We start from the raw sequence: 21,507 nt of genomic DNA, 5'->3' as shown, positions 1-21,507 counted from the left end.
AACCCACCAAATACTTATATAAATACTTACACAAATATTTATATTGTTTAATCCCTCTTTAAGTTTAATTGGTTATACTTTCATTTCCTTTTTTGAAAAAAGGACTTAAAATCTTTTAAATTATAAAGTTTCATTAGCTTACGTAGATTTTATAAATTAACTTTATTTTAGATTTTTTAAGTTTTTAAATTATTTGAGTTTTTAACTTTCTTAATTTTTTAATTTAAAGCTAAAAAGTTTTATTTATAAATCTTAGTTTTTTAATTTAAAAACTTTTCTTTTAAAAATGATTTTTTGTTTTGTTCTTTTAACTTAGTATTGTTATTCAAATCTTATTAGTCAATCTTTGAAATCTAAATAAGTGATCGATTGAGCCAGAAAGATTTAGGCATAAGCAATTATGTAAAATCTATTCAATCTAATTTAAAAAGATTAAAAGCTTTTCTTTTAATCTTTTATAACTTTTTCTTTGAAGAAAAAGATTAAACTATCTATAAAAGTAATAAGGTTTATCTCTTTAATACAATCTAAGTAGTTTATCTATTAGGTTGGCGGGGTAGGCCTTTAGCTTGCTTCTTAGTCAAGGCTTTGCCTTGATGCTAAAGAAGGTTTATTATGGAGAGTTTGATCCTGGCTCAGAGTGAACGCTGGCGGCGTGCCTAATACATGCAAGTCGAACGATGAAGCTTCTAGCTTGCTAGAAGTGGATTAGTGGCGCACGGGTGAGTAAGGTATAGTTAATCTGCCCTACACAAGAGGACAACAGTTGGAAACGACTGCTAATACTCTATACTCCTGCTTAACACAAGTTGAGTAGGGAAAGTTTTTCGGTGTAGGATGAGACTATATAGTATCAGCTAGTTGGTAAGGTAATGGCTTACCAAGGCTATGACGCTTAACTGGTCTGAGAGGATGATCAGTCACACTGGAACTGAGACACGGTCCAGACTCCTACGGGAGGCAGCAGTAGGGAATATTGCGCAATGGGGGAAACCCTGACGCAGCAACGCCGCGTGGAGGATGACACTTTTCGGAGCGTAAACTCCTTTTCTTAGGGAAGAATTCTGACGGTACCTAAGGAATAAGCACCGGCTAACTCCGTGCCAGCAGCCGCGGTAATACGGAGGGTGCAAGCGTTACTCGGAATCACTGGGCGTAAAGGGCGCGTAGGCGGATTATCAAGTCTCTTGTGAAATCTAATGGCTTAACCATTAAACTGCTTGGGAAACTGATAGTCTAGAGTGAGGGAGAGGCAGATGGAATTGGTGGTGTAGGGGTAAAATCCGTAGATATCACCAAGAATACCCATTGCGAAGGCGATCTGCTGGAACTCAACTGACGCTAAGGCGCGAAAGCGTGGGGAGCAAACAGGATTAGATACCCTGGTAGTCCACGCCCTAAACGATGTACACTAGTTGTTGGGGTGCTAGTCATCTCAGTAATGCAGCTAACGCATTAAGTGTACCGCCTGGGGAGTACGGTCGCAAGATTAAAACTCAAAGGAATAGACGGGGACCCGCACAAGCGGTGGAGCATGTGGTTTAATTCGAAGATACGCGAAGAACCTTACCTGGGCTTGATATCCTAAGAACCTTATAGAGATATGAGGGTGCTAGCTTGCTAGAACTTAGAGACAGGTGCTGCACGGCTGTCGTCAGCTCGTGTCGTGAGATGTTGGGTTAAGTCCCGCAACGAGCGCAACCCACGTATTTAGTTGCTAACGGTTCGGCCGAGCACTCTAAATAGACTGCCTTCGTAAGGAGGAGGAAGGTGTGGACGACGTCAAGTCATCATGGCCCTTATGCCCAGGGCGACACACGTGCTACAATGGCATATACAATGAGACGCAATACCGCGAGGTGGAGCAAATCTATAAAATATGTCCCAGTTCGGATTGTTCTCTGCAACTCGAGAGCATGAAGCCGGAATCGCTAGTAATCGTAGATCAGCCATGCTACGGTGAATACGTTCCCGGGTCTTGTACTCACCGCCCGTCACACCATGGGAGTTGATTTCACTCGAAGCCGGAATACTAAACTAGTTACCGTCCACAGTGGAATCAGCGACTGGGGTGAAGTCGTAACAAGGTAACCGTAGGAGAACCTGCGGTTGGATCACCTCCTTTCTAGAGTACAAAGTAATAAGTCTCACCACTATTACTTCAATATATAAACTCAATTGATTCTTGTTTAGATTTCAAAGATTGATGATAAAGCTAATTGTTTATGGGGAATTAGCTCAGCTGGGAGAGCGCCTGCTTTGCACGCAGGAGGTCAGCGGTTCGATCCCGCTATTCTCCACCATTTATTAAGGGCCTATAGCTCAGCTGGTTAGAGTGCACCCCTGATAAGGGTGAGGTCACAAGTTCAAGTCTTGTTAGGCCCACCATAAAAAAGATTTGAATAAAAAAGCTTTAAAATCTAAAGCAAGTATATAAAGTAGATTAAATATAAAATATAAACTCTATACTTAGATTTATTTTTATCTTTAGCTATAAAAGAATATACTTTAAATAGATATAAGTAGCATATACATTATGTATTTATATTTATAATGATTATATTAATATATATATATACTTCCTTTAGGTTTTAAACCTAAATGTTCTTTTTAATTATCATTGTTAAGAGTCACAAGCAAGTTTTAATAAAAACAATTTTACAGGACTTGTTAAAGGATAAAACCTATTTATCTTTTCTTTGGTTTAACTTATATCTTTTAATTATCTTTATTTCTATAATAAAGAGAATATTAGATTTAAGATTTGTAAATTAAAGACAAGTTTCAAACTCACAGCTTAGTTAAGACTAAATCATTTAGTTCTATATTAAGTGTTTGAATGCTTTCCGTCTTAAGATAAAGAAGTCTTATCATAAAAACTTTAACAAGGAAGTGATGCGTTTTAGAATCAATAAAAAAGGTAGAAGTTAGGTTATATCTAACTTTTATGCAAATTGTTTTTTTAGCGATTAAGAATTGAAGCTTTATCTACATTAATTTTTTAATGAATGTTTAGTTTATTTCGTTTTAAGCCTAATATCTTTTAGGTTGGCGGGGTAGGCCTTTAGCTTTGGTTCTTTAGGATGAGCTTTGCTCATCTGCTAAAAGAACATCAAAAGGTAAGCTACTAAGAGCGAATGGTGGATGCCTTGACTGGTAAAGGCGATGAAGGACGTACTAGACTGCGATAAGCTACGGGGAGCTGTCAAGAAGCTTTGATCCGTAGATTTCCGAATGGGGCAACCCAATGTATAGAGATATACATTACCTATATAGGAGCGAACGAGGGGAATTGAAACATCTTAGTACCCTCAGGAAAAGAAATCAATAGAGATTGCGTCAGTAGCGGCGAGCGAAAGCGCAAGAGGGCAAACCCAGTGCTTGCACTGGGGGTTGTAGGACTGCAATGTGCAAGAGCTGAGTTTAGCAGAACATTCTGGAAAGTATAGCCATAGAGGGTGATAGTCCCGTATGCGAAAAACAAAGCTTAGCTAGCAGTATCCTGAGTAGGGCGGGACACGAGGAATCCTGTCTGAATCTGGGTCGACCACGATCCAACCCTAAATACTAATACCAGATCGATAGTGCACAAGTACCGTGAGGGAAAGGTGAAAAGAACTGAGGTGATCAGAGTGAAATAGAACCTGAAACCATTTGCTTATAATCATTCAGAGCACTATGTAGCAATACAGTGTGATGGACTGCCTTTTGCATAATGAGCCTGCGAGTTGTGGTGTCTGGCAAGGTTAAGCAAACGCGAAGCCGTAGCGAAAGCGAGTCTGAATAGGGCGCTTAGTCAGATGCTGCAGACCCGAAACGAAGTGATCTATCCATGAGCAAGTTGAAGCTAGTGTAAGAACTAGTGGAGGACTGAACCCATAGGCGTTGAAAAGCCCCGGGATGACTTGTGGATAGGGGTGAAAGGCCAATCAAACTTCGTGATAGCTGGTTCTCTCCGAAATATATTTAGGTATAGCGTTGTGTCGTAATATAAGGGGGTAGAGCACTGAATGGGCTAGGGCATACACCAATGTACCAAACCCTATCAAACTCCGAATACCTTATATGTAATCACAGCAGTCAGGCGGCGAGTGATAAAATCCGTCGTCAAGAGGGAAACAACCCAGACTACCAGCTAAGGTCCCTAAATCTTACTTAAGTGGAAAACGATGTGAAGTTACTTAAACAACCAGGAGGTTGGCTTAGAAGCAGCCATCCTTTAAAGAAAGCGTAATAGCTCACTGGTCTAGTGATTTTGCGCGGAAAATATAACGGGGCTAAAGTAAGTACCGAAGCTGTAGACTTGCACACAACTTAGATTATTTAAGTTGAGAATATAAAAAACTAAGTTATATGTTTTAAGTTATATTTTTACTGATTTTTATAGAGTAAAGATAGAAATAAAACTTAGTAAAATCAATAAAAATATTCTTAGGCTAAAGTTAAGTAGTTTAAGTTGTGTGCAAGTGGTAGGAGAGCGTTCTATTTGCGTCGAAGGTATACCGGTAAGGAGTGCTGGAGCGAATAGAAGTGAGCATGCAGGCATGAGTAGCGATAATTAATGTGAGAATCATTAACGCCGTAAACCCAAGGTTTCCTACGCGATGCTCGTCATCGTAGGGTTAGTCGGGTCCTAAGTCGAGTCCGAAAGGGGTAGACGATGGCAAATTGGTTAATATTCCAATACCAACATTAGTGTGCGATGGAAGGACGCTTAGGGCTAAGGGGGCTAGCGGATGGAAGTGCTAGTCTAAGGTCGTAGGAGCTTATACAGGCAAATCCGTATAAGAACACTCCGAGAACTGAAAGGCTTTTTGAAATCTTCGGATGGATAGAAGAACCCCTGATGCCGTCGAGCCAAGAAAAGTTTCTAAGTTTAGCTAATGTTGCCCGTACCGTAAACCGACACAGGTGGGTGGGATGAGTATTCTAAGGCGCGTGGAAGAACTCTCTTTAAGGAACTCTGCAAAATAGCACCGTATCTTCGGTATAAGGTGTGGTTAGCTTCGTACTAGGATTTACTCCGAAAGCGAAGAAACTTACAACAAAGAGTCCCTCCCGACTGTTTACCAAAAACACAGCACTCTGCTAACTCGTAAGAGGATGTATAGGGTGTGACGCCTGCCCGGTGCTCGAAGGTTAATTGATGGGGTTAGCATTAGCGAAGCTCTTGATCGAAGCCCGAGTAAACGGCGGCCGTAACTATAACGGTCCTAAGGTAGCGAAATTCCTTGTCGGTTAAATACCGACCTGCATGAATGGCGTAACGAGATGGGAGCTGTCTCAAAGAGGGATCCAGTGAAATTGTAGTGGAGGTGAAAATTCCTCCTACCCGCGGCAAGACGGAAAGACCCCGTGGACCTTTACTACAGCTTGACACTGCTACTTGGATAAGAATGTGCAGGATAGGTGGGAGGCTTTGAGTATATGACGCCAGTTGTATATGAGCCGTTGTTGAGATACCACTCTTTCTTATTTGGGTAGCTAACCAGCTTGAGTTATCCTCAAGTGGGACAATGTCTGGTGGGTAGTTTGACTGGGGCGGTCGCCTCCCAAATAATAACGGAGGCTTACAAAGGTTGGCTCAGAACGGTTGGAAATCGTTCGTAGAGTATAAAGGTATAAGCCAGCTTAACTGCAAGACATACAAGTCAAGCAGAGACGAAAGTCGGTCTTAGTGATCCGGTGGTTCTGTGTGGAAGGGCCATCGCTCAAAGGATAAAAGGTACCCCGGGGATAACAGGCTGATCTCCCCCAAGAGCTCACATCGACGGGGAGGTTTGGCACCTCGATGTCGGCTCATCGCATCCTGGGGCTGGAGCAGGTCCCAAGGGTATGGCTGTTCGCCATTTAAAGCGGTACGCGAGCTGGGTTCAGAACGTCGTGAGACAGTTCGGTCCCTATCTGCCGTGGGCGTAAGAAGATTGAAGAGATTTGACCCTAGTACGAGAGGACCGGGTTGAACAAACCACTGGTGTAGCTGTTGTTCTGCCAAGAGCATCGCAGCGTAGCTAAGTTTGGAAAGGATAAACGCTGAAAGCATCTAAGCGTGAAGCCAACTCTAAGATGAATCTTCTCTAAGCTCTCTAGAAGACTACTAGTTTGATAGGCTGGGTGTGTAATGGATGAAAGTCCTTTAGCTGACCAGTACTAATAGAGCGTTTGGCTTATCTTTAATAAAGCATCACTTCCTTGTTAAGGTTTTTATAAAGCTTTGAATGTTTTATATGAAATATTTATATAAACATTATGTTTTTAAGCTAATAAAATCTTTCAAGTAAAGTTTATATTAGAACTTGCTCTTAACATTGTTTTTTAAGTATTCTATATAAAAACTTATCAAAGATAAAAGATAAGTAAAGAAGAAAGAAAAACAAAAGAAGAAAGAGAATAAAGAAAAAAGTAAAGAAATAAAAAGATTAAGCTTTATTTTTTAAATTCAATCTTTCAAAGAATATTTAAATAACAATGTCCGTGATTATACAGATGTGGAAACGCCTTGCTCCATCCCGAACCAAGAAGCTAAGCACATCGTGGGTGATGATACTACGCCTTACTGGCAGGGGGAAAGTAGCTCATTGCGGACTTGTTAAATGTCTTCATTACTTACTTTATATATAAATCCTATGTTTATTTTTATTGTTGTTTTAGATGACACTTAGAATAGTGTTTAAAAAAGAGTTTGTTGCTGGTTAGGGTTTTTAGAGAGAATAGGGTGTTTTTAGGGGTTTGGAAAGTTTAATATATTTGTATGGATTGTATAAATTTAGTTCTTTTAAAAAAGTTGTTTGGGTGATCGGCTACTTGGTTTATTGATAGAATTTTAAATAAAAAATAGAAATTAATATATAAATTCACGATGAAATTGTTAATTTTATTAATTATTAAGTTTAATTAACATAAACTTTATATATAAAAGTTAATATAATTTAAATAAGATAATTTATATCTTAAACTATTTATTTCATAATTATATTATCTTAAAAATTTTATTTATAAGGTGTATCTTATGAAAAAGCTTATTTCTAAGGGAAAGGTTTTAACCCTATTACTTGGGGTGGGATTTGCTTTAAATGTGAGTAGTGCAGAAAATTCAAATGTTCTTATTCAAGGAGAAGCTGCACAAGATGGCGATACTAAACCAAGAACGCTTGAGGGTTATGTGCACCAAGAAGATGCGTTTTTTAAATATCTTAAAGAACATCATCCTATGTTTAAATATGAAAAAGAAGGTCGTATAGTAGGTAGATATGCTATTAGTGATAGGGAAGAAGAATATGTAGAATTTTCTAATGGTCCTACTTTTGCACAGCAAAACAATCTAGCTCATACTTCAGTGACTTATCGTTTAGGAATGGAATCTTTTTTAGATTTTCCAAACAAATTTGTAGGTCCAAAAAAATGTGGTGAATGTCATCCTGCTCAATATAAAGCTTGGGAAAGATCACGTCATGCAAAAACCGTTCGTTTTCCTGATGAGTTTGAAGAAGTAGGAAATGATTTAAAAAAACCTATGTATAACTCACAATCTACTATTTTACCAGATGGAATTTATCCTGATGATGTCTATGCTGTAATTGGAACACCTAGAACAAAATATGGTTTTATTGATAGATGGTTGGTTCGTGGAACTTATCATGTTGAAGATGGAAATCTTAGTAATATGACAGGAAAAATAGTAGCCGGAGGTAATCAATTCTCAAGGCTTTGGAGTGAGTTTTTAACACCTGAAATGACCAAAAAAATAGCAGAATTTTCTCCAGGTTTCCCTACTACTATGGAACAATTTGGAGGTAATGGCTCTCAAGTTTGGGGAACAAATTCTTATGCAGCACAATATCGTAAAAATATGCTTTTTCAGCCTGCAAGTTCTTATTGTGAAACCTGTCATAGTTTTAAATTTGATTTTAAAAGCAAAGAAGAATTTTATAAAGCTTTAGGAAATACTCAAGAGCTTAGAAAACATACAATTTCAAAAGGTATTTCTTGTGAAGAATGTCATGGTGCAGGTGCTCATCTTTATGGTGCTAGAGGTGCAGGTATGCCATCAAACTGCGAAAGATGTCATCAAAGATTTTCTTACAATGAAGAAGATGCTAAGAAAAATCCTAGAAAACCATTTAATGCCTTCTTCAAATCTAGCTGTCCAGCTTGTGGAACTGAAGGTGCGCAAATGTATAGTTCAGCTCACTATGATAAGGGTATGAGATGTTCTACTTGCCACGATCCTCATGAGGTTACTTTCAATGATTGGAAAGATGGATATACTAAAGTAGGGCTTAAAAAAACTTGTACAGATTGTCATGACACACAAGCTAGCTTCTTTAAACAAGGAGGAATTCATTCAAAAGATAATTGTACAGCTTGTCACATGCCAAATATGATGAGTTGTGAAAACTTTGGAGCAGTTCAAAATCCCGATAAAGGTGGATTTGATAATGTTAGAGCTTCTCACATTTGGAAAATAAAAGTTGATAAAACTGCTAAAACTCTTAATCCGCCAGAAGGTAAAGAAAGATCTCCAAAAACTCCAGGATGGACCATCGCTAGAGATGATGATGGAAGATTTTTCCTTGATTTAATGTGGGCTTGTGGACGTACAAGTTTTAGTGATCCAAATTTAATGGGGCCAGGTGCAAGTGGATGTCACAGTGCGGTTCAATCAAATTTACCTAAAAAACTTCATTTTACAGATCAAGAGACTATCTACGACATTGTTGTAGGTTGGCAAAAACCTGTAAAAGATGGATATGAAAATATTCTTAAAGGCGTGAAAGAAATTGATAAAGCTATGGCTGAAAATCCTAAACTTTCTGTAGAAAAAAAATCTCGTGTTATTACTTTGGCAAATCAAGCAAGGGCTATTGCAGAAAAATTGCAAAAAGATGGTTCTTGGGGTGTGCATGGTCCTGTTTACTCCAAAAAAATAGTAGATGAGGCTTTGGTTTATATACAAGAAGCTAAAAATATTTTAAAATAAAATTTTCGCCCATTTTTTGGGCGAGTTTAAGGAGTAAATTTTGAAACAAAGTTTAATAAAATTTATATTGCTTGCTGTTTTTTGTTTTTCAACCCCTTTTTTACTTGCCGACGGAAAAATTCAAATAGGTATAGTTGAAGGTGTAACTCCTATCAGCATGAAAGATGCTGAAAAACTTTTAGGGCAAAAAAATGTATATTTTGCGGATGTTAATTCCAAGGAAGAAAGAGAAGTTGCAGGTAATATACCTAATGCTGTTTTAGTTGATGCGCAAAATTGGCAAAATTTATTACCTGATGATTTTAATGCAACTTTAATTTTTTATGGGTCGAATCGTTTTGCTTTTGATGCTTCTAATATTGCAAATTTAAGCCAAAAATTAGGCTATACCCATGTTTATGTTATGTTAGATGGTATAGAATCTTGGGTGCTTTCTGGAAGAAAAGTTCAAAAAGAACAAATAGAAAAATGGCAAAACGCTAAAAATTTAGATGATTTTAAAGATAGCATTCATTCAAGAATGTATTTTGGAGATGTTCCAAGTTGTAGGGATTGCCACGGAAAAGGCGAAGATAAAAAATCTATTCGCTACAATAATGCTGCAAATTCGGATCTTATCAATAAAAACTGTGCAAGTTGTCATAAAGATGTAGATAAAGAATTTAAACACAGCATTCATCAAAATATCAGCCAAATACAACTTGATAAAGATGGAAAAAAGAAAAAAATTCCAACTTGTACCACTTGTCACGATATCCACAACAACGATCCGTTAATGAATGCAATGACCTTAAAACAAAGAAGTGATTTTAAATGTGGCGAATGTCATCAAGATAAACAAGATCGCTATCATGATACTTTCCATGGTAAGGCTATGGTATTAAATAGTCCCGGTAGCGCTCCAAAAATCGCAGCCTGTTATGATTGTCACGGCAAACACAATATTTTAAAAGTTGAAGATTTAAACTCAACCCTATCGTCTTTAAATCGTGTTCAAACTTGTGCGCAATGTCATCCAAATTCTAATGAAAATTTTGCCAATTTTATTGCACATGCTGATCATAGTGATGGAGAAAACTATCCTTTACTTCACGGTGCTTATATCTTTATGACCGCTTTAGTAATAGGAGTTTTTGTGTTCTTTGGTTTGCATACTTTACTTTGGAGTATAAGACTGATTTTAGCAAGACTTTCACATCCTATAGAATGGAAAAAAGCAAAAGAAAATGCACACAATGACAAGGTTTTAATCAAACGTTTTTCAACCTTCCATAAAATTCAGCATTTCTTTATGGCGGCAAGTTTCTTAGGACTTGCTTTCTCAGGTTTGCCGCAAAAATTTTATACCGCTCCTTGGGCGCAAACCATGATAGATCTTATGGGTGGACCAATCGGTGCAACCATAGTGCATCATATTAGTGCTATTGTTATGTTTATAGTCTTTTTCTCTCATATTGAAGAAATCATACTTGTAAACTGGAAAAGAAGAGATTTAGTGCGTGATCCACAAACAGGAAAACTTGATAAAATGAAAATTTTAAAAGCCCTTTTTGGACCTGATTCTTTAATGCCAAATTGGCAGGACTTTAAAGATATGAAAGCACATTTTAAATGGTTTTTTGGCATGGGTGAAAGACCACAATTTGACCGCTGGACTTATTGGGAAAAATTTGATTATCTAGCAGTATTTTGGGGTATGTTTGTTATAGGACTTTCAGGATTGGTTTTATGGTTCCCTACTTTCTTTAGTACCTTTTTACCAGGTTGGATGATCAATCTTTGTTCTTTAGTGCACTCTGATGAAGCTTTACTTGCAACAGGATTTATCTTTGCAATCCACTTCTTCAATACTCATTTTAGAGCAGATCGCTTCCCTATGGATATGGTAATTTTCTCAGGAACCCAAAGTGAAGCCGAGATTAAACAAGAAAGAAATGCGTATTATCAACGCCTAAAAGAAAGCGGAAAGCTTGAAAGTTTATATGAGAAAAACTCTAAATTTAATTCTTATAAAGGCATTGCTAAATTAGCAGGTTATTTGATGCTGATTACAGGAATGATCTTTTTATTCTTGATGATTTATGCTTTTATAGTGGATTTGTTAAAATAATAATTGCCTAGATTTTCTAGGCAATTTTAAATGAAAGGATTTGATGTTAAAAAAACTGATTTTAGGATTTATAATATTATTATTTTGTGCTTGTAATGATGAAAAAATAGATGAAAATATTCTTTCCAAAGGAACAAAAACTACAGAACAATACAAACAAGATACAAACAATCTTGATCTCAACTCTTACAAAGAAATCGCAGAATTTTTTAAAGACAATCAAAATATTGTTTTTTCTGACAAACCTGTGCTAATTATTTTTAGTGCAAATAATTGTGTTTATTGCGATAAATTAAAACACGAAATTCAAAACAACAAAGAAGTTCAAAATATCTTAAAAAACACATATAATTCTTATTATATCAATACAAGTTATCATAAAATTCATAATTACGACAATAAAAAAACAAGCACAGAAGAACTTTCAAGAGAATTCAATATAGACGCTACGCCTACTTTGATATTTTTTACTCCTAAACATAAAACTTTACTGATTTATCTTGGTTTTATGAGTGCTAAACGCCTTGCTTTGACTATGGAAATTTTAAAAGATGAAAAAAATCAAAAGCTTAATGAAGATGAGCTTTTTAAAACACTTTTTCTAGCATACAAGGAGAAAAATGTTTAAGAAAATCTTTTTTTCCTTTTGGATGAGTCTTATTTTACTTTTTATCTATGCTCTTTCTTGTGCAGTAGCGACTTTTGTCGAAAATGATTTTGGCACAAATGCTGCTAAAGCCTTAGTTTATAATGCTTTATGGTTTGATATCTTACACCTTTTGCTTTTAATCAATCTTATAGGTATTATTTTTATACACAAACTTTTACAAAGAAAAAAATATGCTTCCTTGCTCTTGCATAGTGCTTTTATAGTAATTTTACTTGGCGCTGCAATCACGCGTTATTTTGGCATAGAAGGAGGTATGCACATTAGAGAAGGACAAAGTTCTGATATCATTGTGACAAGAGATGAATTTATAGCCTTAATGCTTTATAATGATGAAGGTAAGGTTGTAGAATATCAATCCTTTGGAGTAGCTTTTAATCCTTTACTCCATAATAGTTTTGAAAAAAAAGTTTCCATGCAGCAAAATAAAACTATAAATTTAAAACTACTTGATTATGAAAAAGCTCCTAATGCAATGAGCAATCCTATCATCAAAATGCAAATTTCTTTTAATAATGAAAGCAAAGAAATTTTACTCACTCCAAATTACAACAATGAAAATGTTTTACCTTTTAGACTAGGAGGTGAAATTTTTGCACTCAACTGGGGTCCTGAAGAGATCAAACTGCCTTTTTCTTTGGCTTTAAAAGATTTTATCCTAGATCGCTACGCAGGTTCTATGAGTCCTTCTTCTTATGCTTCAGATATAGAAGTGATCGATCAAGATAAAAGTTTTGAGTATAAAATTTTTATGAATAATGTTTTAGATTATGGCGGATATAGATTTTTTCAAAGTTCTTATGATCAAGACGAACAAGGCACCATACTTTCAGTCAATAAAGATCCTGGAAAAATTCCAACCTATATAGGCTATACTTTGCTGACTTTAGGTTTTTTATGGATTTTATTTGCTAAAAACTCAAGATTTCAAAAATTATCAAACTATCTTAAAAATCAAAAAAATCTTTTATTAATTCTTTTTTGTCTTTTTGCTTTTAATATAAAAAGTTTTGCCGATGAAAATACCTTAAAGCTTATACAAAATATCAAAGAAAATTCTGCAAAACATTCTATGCTTTTTGGAAGCTTACTTGTGCAAGACTTTGATGGCAGGATAAAACCTATCGATACTTTAGCGATGAATTACATCCATAAGATTACCAAAAAAAATGATTTTTTAGGTTTAAACTATAATCAAATTTTTCTTGGTATGATGATGTATCCACAACATTTTAGACAAATAAAAATGATTAGCGTAAAAACTGCAAAGCTAAAAGAAATTTTAGGCGTGGATAAAAATGAAAAATATCTTGCTTACGATGATGTTTTTGATGGAGATTTTTACAAACTTTCAAACTATATAGAAGAAGCAAATCGCAAAAAACCTGCTCTAAGAGATCAGTTTGATAAAGATATTTTAGCTCTTGATGAAAAAATCAACACTGCTTTTTATATCTATAGCGGAGAAATTTTTAGAATATTTCCTGATCCAAGCCAAAAAACCTATACTTGGTATTCTCCTGCTACACCTATGCCTTTTGATTTAAAGGATATAGAAAATATACAAAGCTTATTGGCAAAATATTTTTTTGATTTTGAACAAGCTCTTAGTACCAAAGATTTTTCTAAAGCCGATGAAAGTTTAGAAAGACTTAAAAATTTTCAAAATTTCTACGGAGCAAATCTTATCCCTACACCTACTCAAATTTCTTTAGAGCTTTTTTTAAATCATTATAATATTTTTGACAATCTCACCCCTATTTATCTTTTACTAGGTAGTATGCTTTTTATCTTATTAGTCTATGAAATTTTAAGCCTTAAAAAAGCTCCAAAAATGCTTAAAAATGCAATTTTTATTCTCATTGCTTTAAGTGTTTTAGCTCATGCTTTAGCTTTAATCTTTCGTTGGTATGTAGGAGATCACGCTCCTTGGAGTAATGCTTATGAAAGTATGGTTTATATAGCTTTTGCTTGTGCTTTTGCGGGACTTGTTTTTTATAAAAGATCTTCTTTAGCGCTTTGTACTGCAAGTATTATGGCTGGAATTTCTCTTTTTGTAGCACATCTTGGTTTTATGGATCCACAAATTACAAATCTTGTGCCCGTTTTAAAATCCTATTGGCTTAATATCCATGTTTCTATCATCACTGCAAGCTATGGATTTTTAGGACTTTGCTTTTTGCTTGGAGTATTTAGCTTGATTTTATTTATGTTAAGAAATCCAAAAAAAGCTCAAATAGATCAAAGTATTTTAAACTTACATTGTATCAACGAAATGGCGATGATAATAGGACTTGCTTTACTCACTATAGGAAATTTCTTAGGTGGAGTTTGGGCAAACGAAAGCTGGGGAAGATACTGGGGCTGGGATTCTAAAGAAACTTGGGCTTTAATTTCTATTATTGTTTATACTATGATTTTACATCTTAGATTTATCTCAAAATTTAACAATCCTTACGCCTTTGCAAGTGCGAGTGTTATAGGATTTTATTCTATTTTAATGACTTATTTTGGGGTAAATTTCTATCTTTCAGGATTGCATTCTTATGCAGCAGGAGATCCTGTGCCTGTGCCTAAATTTTTATATTTTTTCATTGCTTTTACAGTGATTTTAATTTTAGGAGCATTTTTTAAAAGAAGACTTAAAAATCCTGTATAAATTTACCCTTGAAATTTCAAGGGTAAATAAGAAGTTAGAATTCTTTTCTTGTATCCATGGAGCCTACGATTTTTCCAGTTTTTGGATCGACCATGATAGCATTTACATCACCCATATAAGGTTCTTTGGTGATTTTATAGCCCATTTTTTCAAGATTGTTTTGCACATCTTTGATGATTCCAAAAGGCTCTGTTCTGATTTCATCAGGTAGCCACTGCATGTGAAATCTTGGAGCTTCTACTGCTGTTGATATGTCCATTTTATGATCGATCACATTTGAAATCACTTGTAAAACTGTCGTGATGATCCTAGAACCACCTGGACTACCTACTACCATAAATACTTTTCCATCTTTTAGTATGATAGTTGGACTCATAGAGCTTAAAGGTCTTTTTTTAGGTTCTATAGCATTAGCTTCTCCGTCTACAAGTCCATATAAATTTGGCACGCCTGGTTTGATTTAAAAATCATCCATTTCATCATTGAGTAAAAACCCTGCCCCTTCAACCGCAGCGCCCGAACCATAACTCGCATTGATAGTATAGGTAATGCTTACAGCATTGCCTTTGCTATCTAGTACAGAATAATGAGTGGTATTATATCCTTCGTGAATTTGTCCTAAACCAGGTTTTACTTTTGAGCTTGGTAAAGCCTTATCTTTTGGAATTTTTGCATAAATTTCTTTGGCGTATTCTTTGCTTGTAAGTTTATCAAGTGGGATTTTTACAAAATCAGGATCGCCCATGTATTCTGATCTATCCGCATAAGCTTGACGTATAGCTTCAGCCATTATGTGTAAAGTTTTAGAGCTTGCAAAGCCTAAATTTTCTATATTGGCATTTTCCATGATATTTAAAATTTCGATGATGTGAGCACCCCCACTGCTAGGTGGCGACATGGAAATGATATCATAACCCCTATAAGTACCTTCTACAGGTTTTCTCCAAATAGCTTGGTATTGTGCTAGATCTTCTTTAGTGATAATGCCTTTGTTTTTAGCCATATCCGTTGCTATTAAATCAGCGATTTTTTCCTTATAAAAAGCATCAGGATCTTCTTTTGCGATAAGTTTTAAAGTTTTTGCTAGATCTTTTTGGACAAACAAATCCCCGCTTTTATAAGTGTTGCCATCTTTTTTAAGGAAATATTTGCTTGAACTAGGAAATTCTTTAAACATATCTTTAGCTTCTAGCATGGTTTATTCTTGTCTATCGTTGATGAGATAACCTTTTTCAGCTAGTTTTATAGCAGGAGCCATCAAGTCTTTTAGTTTCATAGTGCCGTAGCGATCAAGCATAGCACTCATACCTTTAACCGTTCCTGGTACTCCAGCAGCTAGATAACCTATGGTTGAAGCATCTTTTATAACCTCTCCTTTGCTATCAAGATACATATTTCTGCTTGCTTTTAAAGGTGCCATTTCTCTAAAATCAAGCGTGGTATTTTCTCCATTGGCTAGATGAATGACTGCAAAGCCACCACCACCTATGTTTCCTGCTGCAGGATGCACTACAGCCAAAGCATAACCTACAGCTACAGCTGCATCTATGGCATTTCTGCCTTTGTCAAGAACTTCTTTGCCTATTTTATTGGCTAGTTCATGACTTGATAAAACAAGTCTTGTGCCTGTTCTATCTTGTATAGGTGGATTAGCTGCACCAAAACTTAGCGTGATTGAAATCGCAAATATAGCTAAATAACGCATTTTACTCCTTTTTAATGATATATAGAATTATTGTAACAAAACTAGGGGTATTGATAAATTTAAAAAATGATATATTTTTATAAAAATATTTAAAATTTTAAAATTTTGTATCAAATATTCTCATTTTATATAATTATTTTTTTATAAAATTACAAAAAGTAACTTTTAAATTTTATACCAAACTTGAGATTTTTTTGCTAAAATATTTAAAATTTATTGAAAGTGCAATATGAAATTTGAAGCTATAAATGAAAAAGAATTTTTAAATCCCTACCACCGCAAAAAGCCTATCTTAGAAATAGAACTAAACGAATTTATCAAAACTTTAAAAGACTATAAAATAAATTTAGAAAACAATCTCAAAAACAACGAAGATTCCCTTGTGGCAAACGCTCTTAGCAAATTTTTTGAAAATTTATCTTTTCAATGCGAAGTCAAAAGCATACACAAAGGTAACAGTGGTATAGACTTAGCCTTAAAAAAAGATGGCCTTACTCAAGTCATCATCGAAGCAAAATTGCCTAATTCTAGAGAATTTTTTAGCCCAAGCAAACCTAATTGCAAGGCTTTGCATGAGTGCATTTTATACTATCTTCGCGAAAGAAAAGCGCTAAATTCATCGCTTAAGCACATCATTATCACGGATTTTTATAGCTTTTTTATCTTTAAGGCGGATTTGTTTGAAGAGCTTTTTAACAAAAACAAGTATTTTAAAGAAGCTTTTGAAAATTTTGAAAGCAAAAACTCGCTTTTTAAAGGCAATACCGATGAAATTTATAAAGAATTTGAAAAAATTTTAAATGGCTATAGCACTTTAAAAGGACTTTTTGTAGATTTAAAACCTATCTTAGAGCAAGATAAATTAAGCTTTAGTAAGCTTAAGCCTTTGTTTAAAATTTTTAGCAAGGATTGTTTGCTAGGTGAGTTTAACCCCAACGATGCAAATTCACTCAACAACGCTTTTTACAAAGAACTTTTATACATCTTAGGGCTTTATGAGAGCAAACAAAACTCAAAACTCATCATCGCAAAAAGCGAAGAAAGCAAAGAAGAACAAGGAACTTTCTACACCGCTATAAACTCCAAACTACAAGAAGAAAATTTTGAAACCATCTTAAAACTTTTAATCTTATGGCTTAATCGCATTTTGTTTTTAAAGCTTATAGAGTCAAATTTGGTGCGTTTTAATGATGATAAAAATTTGAAATTTTTAAATTTCAAAAAAATCCCTGATTTTGACAAGCTTAGTGAACTTTTCTTTGAAGTTTTAGCCAAAGAAAAAAGCACAAGAAAGAAAAGCGAATTTGCTTATCTGCCTTATTTAAATTCTTCTTTGTTTGAAAAACAAAGCATAGAAAACACACTTGAAATTTCAAGCTTAAGCAATGACTTAAAGCTTTTTTACTATAAAAACACCGTGTTAAAAGATGATAAATGCAAGGCTAAAAAAGGACAAGTGGGGCTTTTAGAATACTTGTTTGAATTTTTGGATAGCTTTGATTTTGGTAGCGATGATGAGCAAAGCGAAATTTTAAGTCAAAAAGAACTCATAAGCTCAAGCGTTTTAGGAAATGTATTTGAAAAACTCAATGGCTACAAAGAAGGGAGCTTTTACACGCCAAGCTTTATCACTTCTTATATGTGTAAAGAAAGCATCACAAAAGTTGTGCTTGATAAATTCAACGCTCAATTTGATCTTGATGCTAAAAATATAAGCGTACTAAGAAAGTCTTTAAGAAAAGAAGACAAAAAAGCACAAAAAGAGCTTTTAAATTCTATAAAAATTTGCGATCCTGCGGTGGGAAGTGGGCATTTTTTAGTTTCTGCTTTAAATATTATGCTAAGCATTTATGATGAGCTAAATCTTTTTGATGAAGAGTTTTACCTAGAAGTGCAAAACGATGAAATTCTCATCACGGGTAGAAAGGGCGAGTTTATAGAGTATAAACGCCCAAGCACGCCTAAAGATAAAGCCCATCTTATCCAGCAAGAACTTTTTCATACCAAAAAAGACATCATAGAAAACAACCTTTTTGGAGTCGATATCAACCCTAACTCATGCGAGATCACCAAACTAAGGCTTTGGATAGAGCTTTTAAAACATAGTTTTTATCAAAGCTTTGATGATGAGAATTATCACGATCTTAAAACCCTGCCAAACATCGATATAAACATAAAATGCGGAAATTCTTTGGTATCTTACTTTGAAACAGGCAAAAGCCTAAGCCACTACCCTAACATCAAAGAACGTATGGGCAAATACAAACGCATAGTAAAAGACTATAAAGAAGGCTTTTACACAGATAAAAATCTCATTGCCAAGGAAATAAAAAATCTCCAAGAAAGCTTTAAAAATTTTTGTTTGAAAGATAAATTTAACAAAGAGATCAAACAGCTCACAAATGGGGCAAACGAGTATTCTAAAAAATACGGCGATTTTTTAGCCAATGAACATCACGATGAAAAATTTAAAAGCTTTTTTTCTAAAAATATGTTTGAATTCAGTTTTGATGAAAAAGAAGCCACAAAAGAATTTGCAAATCTTAAAAAAGAATACGACAATATCTTCAACCTAGAAAGCAATCATCCTTTTGAATGGCGTTTTGAATTCCCTGAAATTTTGGACGATGAAGGAAATTTCAAAGGCTTTGATCTCATCATCGGCAATCCGCCTTATATAAGACAAGAAGAGCTTAAAGAGCTAAAACCTCATCTAGCTAAAAACTATAAAGTTTATAAAGGCACGAGTGATATTTATACTTATTTTTATGAGCTAGGATTTAATGTTTTAAAAGATAGGGGGGGGGTATTGAGCTATATCACTTCTAACAAATACACGCGTGCAGGATATGGGGAAGCTTTGCGTGAATTTTTGCTTAAAAATGTTAAGTTTTTAGAATATACTGATTTAAACGGCATAAAAGTTTTTGATAGTGCTACGGTGGATACTTCCATACTTTGTTTTGAAAAATTAAAAAGCAAAGATAATAAATTCAAATACCTTTCTTTAAACAATGAAATTTTAAAAACTTGTGTCTATAACATCGGCTTATATAAGGACTTTGCAGAATTTTCGCAAAATTCTTTAAGCAAAGAAAGCTTCACTTTTAGCGATGAGAATACTAGTGCTTTAAAGGCTAAGATAGAACGCATAGGAACTCCGCTTAAAGAATGGTATGGGCTTAATATCAACTATGGGATAAAAACAGGCTATAACGAAGCCTTTATCATCACTACTGAAAAAAGAAATGAAATTTTAGCAAATTGCAAAGATGAAGCTGAAAAAGAACGCACCGCCAAACTCATACGCAAAATGCTACGCGGACGCGATATAAAAAGATATAGCTATGAATGGGCGGGGCTTTGGGTGATAAATACTCACAATGGCTATAAAAGCAAAAATGGAGAAAAAACAGAAGCGATAAATATAGAGTATTATCCTAGTTTAAAAAAGTATTTTGATGAATTTTATCCACAATTAGAAAAAAGAGCTGATAAAGGCTTGACTCCTTATAATCTTAGAAATTGTGCTTATTTAGATGAATTTGAAAAGGAAAAGATAGTTTGGAACCCAGTAAGCGGAGAATATTTATTTTCTTATATTAAAGAACATATATTTTTTAATAATTCTTTGTTTATGATGACTTTAGATGTTTTTAGTTTGAAGTATATATTAGCTTTTATGAATTCTAATTGTTATAAATGGCTAATTACTTTAAAAACAAATTTAATACAAACAGGTTCTTATGCTTATGGAGCTAAAGATAAAATAGAAAGACTTCCTATACCAAAAATAAATTCAAAAAATGAAAAATTAGCCAATGAGCTTATAAATTTAGTCGATGAGATTTTAAAAGCCAAAGAGCAAGACAAAAACGCAAACACCCAAGAACTAGAAAACAAAATCAATTCTTTGGTTTATAAACTTTACAATCTCACTGATGATGAGATAAAAATCATAGAAAGGAAATAATGGAAGAACTAACAAAAGAACAAGCAATAGCAGACATAGCTGAAAAACTAAATATACAAAAAGATAAAATATTATATATAGAGCATTCTGATTTATTCCAAATAAATGATTGCGTTATACCTGTTATTGCTGATAATATTAAAGTTTTCCAAGAATATAATTTGTATTTTTATAGATGTACAATACCAAATTTAATTTTAGAAATTACAACAAAATCTTTAGAATTTAAAATGTGTTGTTTTGAAAGCAGTTTTATAATAAGAAATAATTTTGATGGATATATTTCAATTCAAGATAGTATTTTTGAAAAAGATTTTGGTATTTTTTGGGTAAAAAAAGAAATATATAAAATAAATGTTTGTAAAAATATTTTTAAAGATGTAAGTATTTTTGAAAATAAAATTTTAAATTTTAATTTTGAAGAAAATTCAATACAAAATATTAGTATATGCAATAATTTATTTACAAAAGAAGCTTATTTTAATGCTAATAGCTTTAATTATGAATGTATATTTTTTAAAAACTCATTTGAAAATTTATCTTTTTATGAAGCTAATTTTGAAAAATCTTTTATATTTTTTCAAAATATTATAAAAGGAAATTTAAATGCTATAAATGCAAATTTAAATTTTACTTTTGATAATTTAGAAGAAAAAATCAAACAAAAATATGAAGAGTTTAATAAAAATAAAAAAGAAGAAGATCAAAAATCCTTAGATAAATTTGCAAATGATTTTAGAGATTCTTTTAGGACTTTTAAAAGTGCTTTGATAAAAGATAACAATGCCTTAGATGCTTCAAATTTTCATAAATACGAGCTTTATTGTAAAGAAATAGAGCTAAAAAATAAAAAATATAAAACCCTTAAAGACAAGATGGACAAATGGCAACTTATCTTTTATCGTAAGCTTTGCGATCATCATACGGATATTTTACAAAGTTTAAATTCGCTTATTTTGGTGATAGGGATTTTTGTGATATCAAGCGTTGCGATGGTTGTTGGTTTTAGCTATAGTCTTGGATATAAGCCTATTTTGGAGCATTGGTATTTTTTATTGGATTTTTATAATCATCATATAAATTCTATCATACAGGATAATTATTTGTTTATGATGGCAATAAATCTTATGATACTTTTTACTTATTTGGGTTTAGTTGGATTTGCTTTATGTCTAAAATATATGAGAGAATTTTTTATAATCATATCTTATGTGATAACTCTTTTGGTTCTAGCGGTTTCACCAAAAATTCTTATCCCCGCTATGGGAATTTTTACAGATAAAAGAGCTATGTTAGATCCGCTTAGTGTGCTTGGTGGAATTTATACAATCGTTTTTGGTTTTGTTGCATTTTCTTTTATAAAGACAATTAGAAAAAATTCCATAGTGCCAAGTTAAAAAAGATAGAAAGGAT

Annotated in this window: 6 protein-coding genes, 2 tRNA genes, 3 rRNA genes and 1 pseudogene; 11 read left to right on the top strand and 1 reads right to left on the bottom strand. The window is 33.8% G+C overall.

Translation table 11 applies throughout. From position 1 onward, the window contains the following. Window positions 1-612: 612 nt before the first annotated feature. The 9 genes from AJ886_RS05525 (at window position 613) to ccsA (ending at window position 14,416) form a co-directional block, all read left to right on the top strand. Window positions 613-2,125 (top strand): 16S ribosomal RNA (locus AJ886_RS05525). A 102-nt stretch (window positions 2,126-2,227) separates the two neighbouring features. Beyond that, window positions 2,228-2,303 (top strand) — tRNA-Ala (locus AJ886_RS05520). 8 nt (window positions 2,304-2,311) lie between these two features. Further along, window positions 2,312-2,388, top strand: a tRNA-Ile gene (locus AJ886_RS05515). A gap of 729 nt (window positions 2,389-3,117) precedes the next feature. After that, window positions 3,118-6,175, top strand: a 23S ribosomal RNA gene (locus tag AJ886_RS05510). 295 nt (window positions 6,176-6,470) lie between these two features. Next, window positions 6,471-6,587 (top strand): 5S ribosomal RNA (gene rrf, locus AJ886_RS05505). The 16S, 23S and 5S rRNA genes sit together here with 2 tRNA genes alongside, the layout of an rRNA operon. Before the next feature lie 422 nt (window positions 6,588-7,009). Further along, window positions 7,010-8,980, top strand: a complete 1,971-nt coding sequence (locus AJ886_RS05500) for a cytochrome c3 family protein (protein ID WP_070287346.1) — start codon at window positions 7,010-7,012, stop codon at window positions 8,978-8,980. Window positions 8,981-9,020: 40 nt separating this feature from the next. Then, window positions 9,021-11,090, top strand: coding sequence for a rhodanese-like domain-containing protein (locus AJ886_RS05495; RefSeq protein ID WP_083267245.1), 2,070 nt, complete (start codon window positions 9,021-9,023; stop codon window positions 11,088-11,090). Between the two features lie 43 nt (window positions 11,091-11,133). After that, the gene (locus tag AJ886_RS05490; protein ID WP_070287344.1) at window positions 11,134-11,718 is read left to right on the top strand and encodes a SoxW family protein; all 585 of its coding nucleotides are present in this window, start codon (window positions 11,134-11,136) and stop codon (window positions 11,716-11,718) included. Beyond that, window positions 11,711-14,416: a cytochrome c biogenesis protein CcsA gene (ccsA, locus tag AJ886_RS05485; RefSeq protein WP_070277774.1), complete on the top strand. Its 2,706-nt coding sequence runs from the start codon at window positions 11,711-11,713 to the stop codon at window positions 14,414-14,416. Before AJ886_RS05490 ends, ccsA begins: the two co-directional genes overlap by 8 nt. 34 nt (window positions 14,417-14,450) lie before the next feature. Here the strand turns inward: ccsA and ggt are convergent. After that, window positions 14,451-16,121 (bottom strand): annotated as a pseudogene (gene ggt, locus AJ886_RS05480) (gamma-glutamyltransferase). 229 nt (window positions 16,122-16,350) lie between these two features. On the opposite strand from ggt, the gene AJ886_RS05475 reads away from it, so the two are divergent. Continuing rightward, window positions 16,351-20,094 carry a class I SAM-dependent DNA methyltransferase gene (locus AJ886_RS05475; protein WP_070287341.1) on the top strand — a complete coding sequence of 1,248 codons (3,744 nt, stop codon included), beginning with the start codon at window positions 16,351-16,353 and terminating at the stop codon, window positions 20,092-20,094. After that, window positions 20,094-21,491, top strand: coding sequence for a hypothetical protein (locus tag AJ886_RS05470; RefSeq protein ID WP_070287339.1), 1,398 nt, complete (start codon window positions 20,094-20,096; stop codon window positions 21,489-21,491). The genes AJ886_RS05475 and AJ886_RS05470 overlap by 1 nt, the downstream gene beginning before the upstream one ends. Window positions 21,492-21,507 lie beyond the last annotated feature (16 nt).

Origin of the sequence: Campylobacter sp. BCW_6465 (assembly GCF_001762815.1) — a bacterium.
Lineage (GTDB): Bacteria > Campylobacterota > Campylobacteria > Campylobacterales > Campylobacteraceae > Campylobacter_D > Campylobacter_D jejuni.
This window is presented reverse-complemented; position numbering and strand designations above follow the sequence as displayed.

Bases quoted from the DNA above. Each gene is read 5' to 3' on its own strand.
- AJ886_RS05500 (WP_070287346.1), top strand. From the start codon at position 7,010: ATGAAAAAGCTTATTTCTAAGGGAAAGGTTTTAACCCTATTACTTGGG.
- AJ886_RS05490 (WP_070287344.1), top strand. From the start codon at position 11,134: ATGTTAAAAAAACTGATTTTAGGATTTATAATATTATTATTTTGTGCT.
- ccsA (WP_070277774.1), top strand. From the start codon at position 11,711: ATGTTTAAGAAAATCTTTTTTTCCTTTTGGATGAGTCTTATTTTACTT.
- AJ886_RS05475 (WP_070287341.1), top strand. From the start codon at position 16,351: ATGAAATTTGAAGCTATAAATGAAAAAGAATTTTTAAATCCCTACCAC.
- AJ886_RS05470 (WP_070287339.1), top strand. From the start codon at position 20,094: ATGGAAGAACTAACAAAAGAACAAGCAATAGCAGACATAGCTGAAAAA.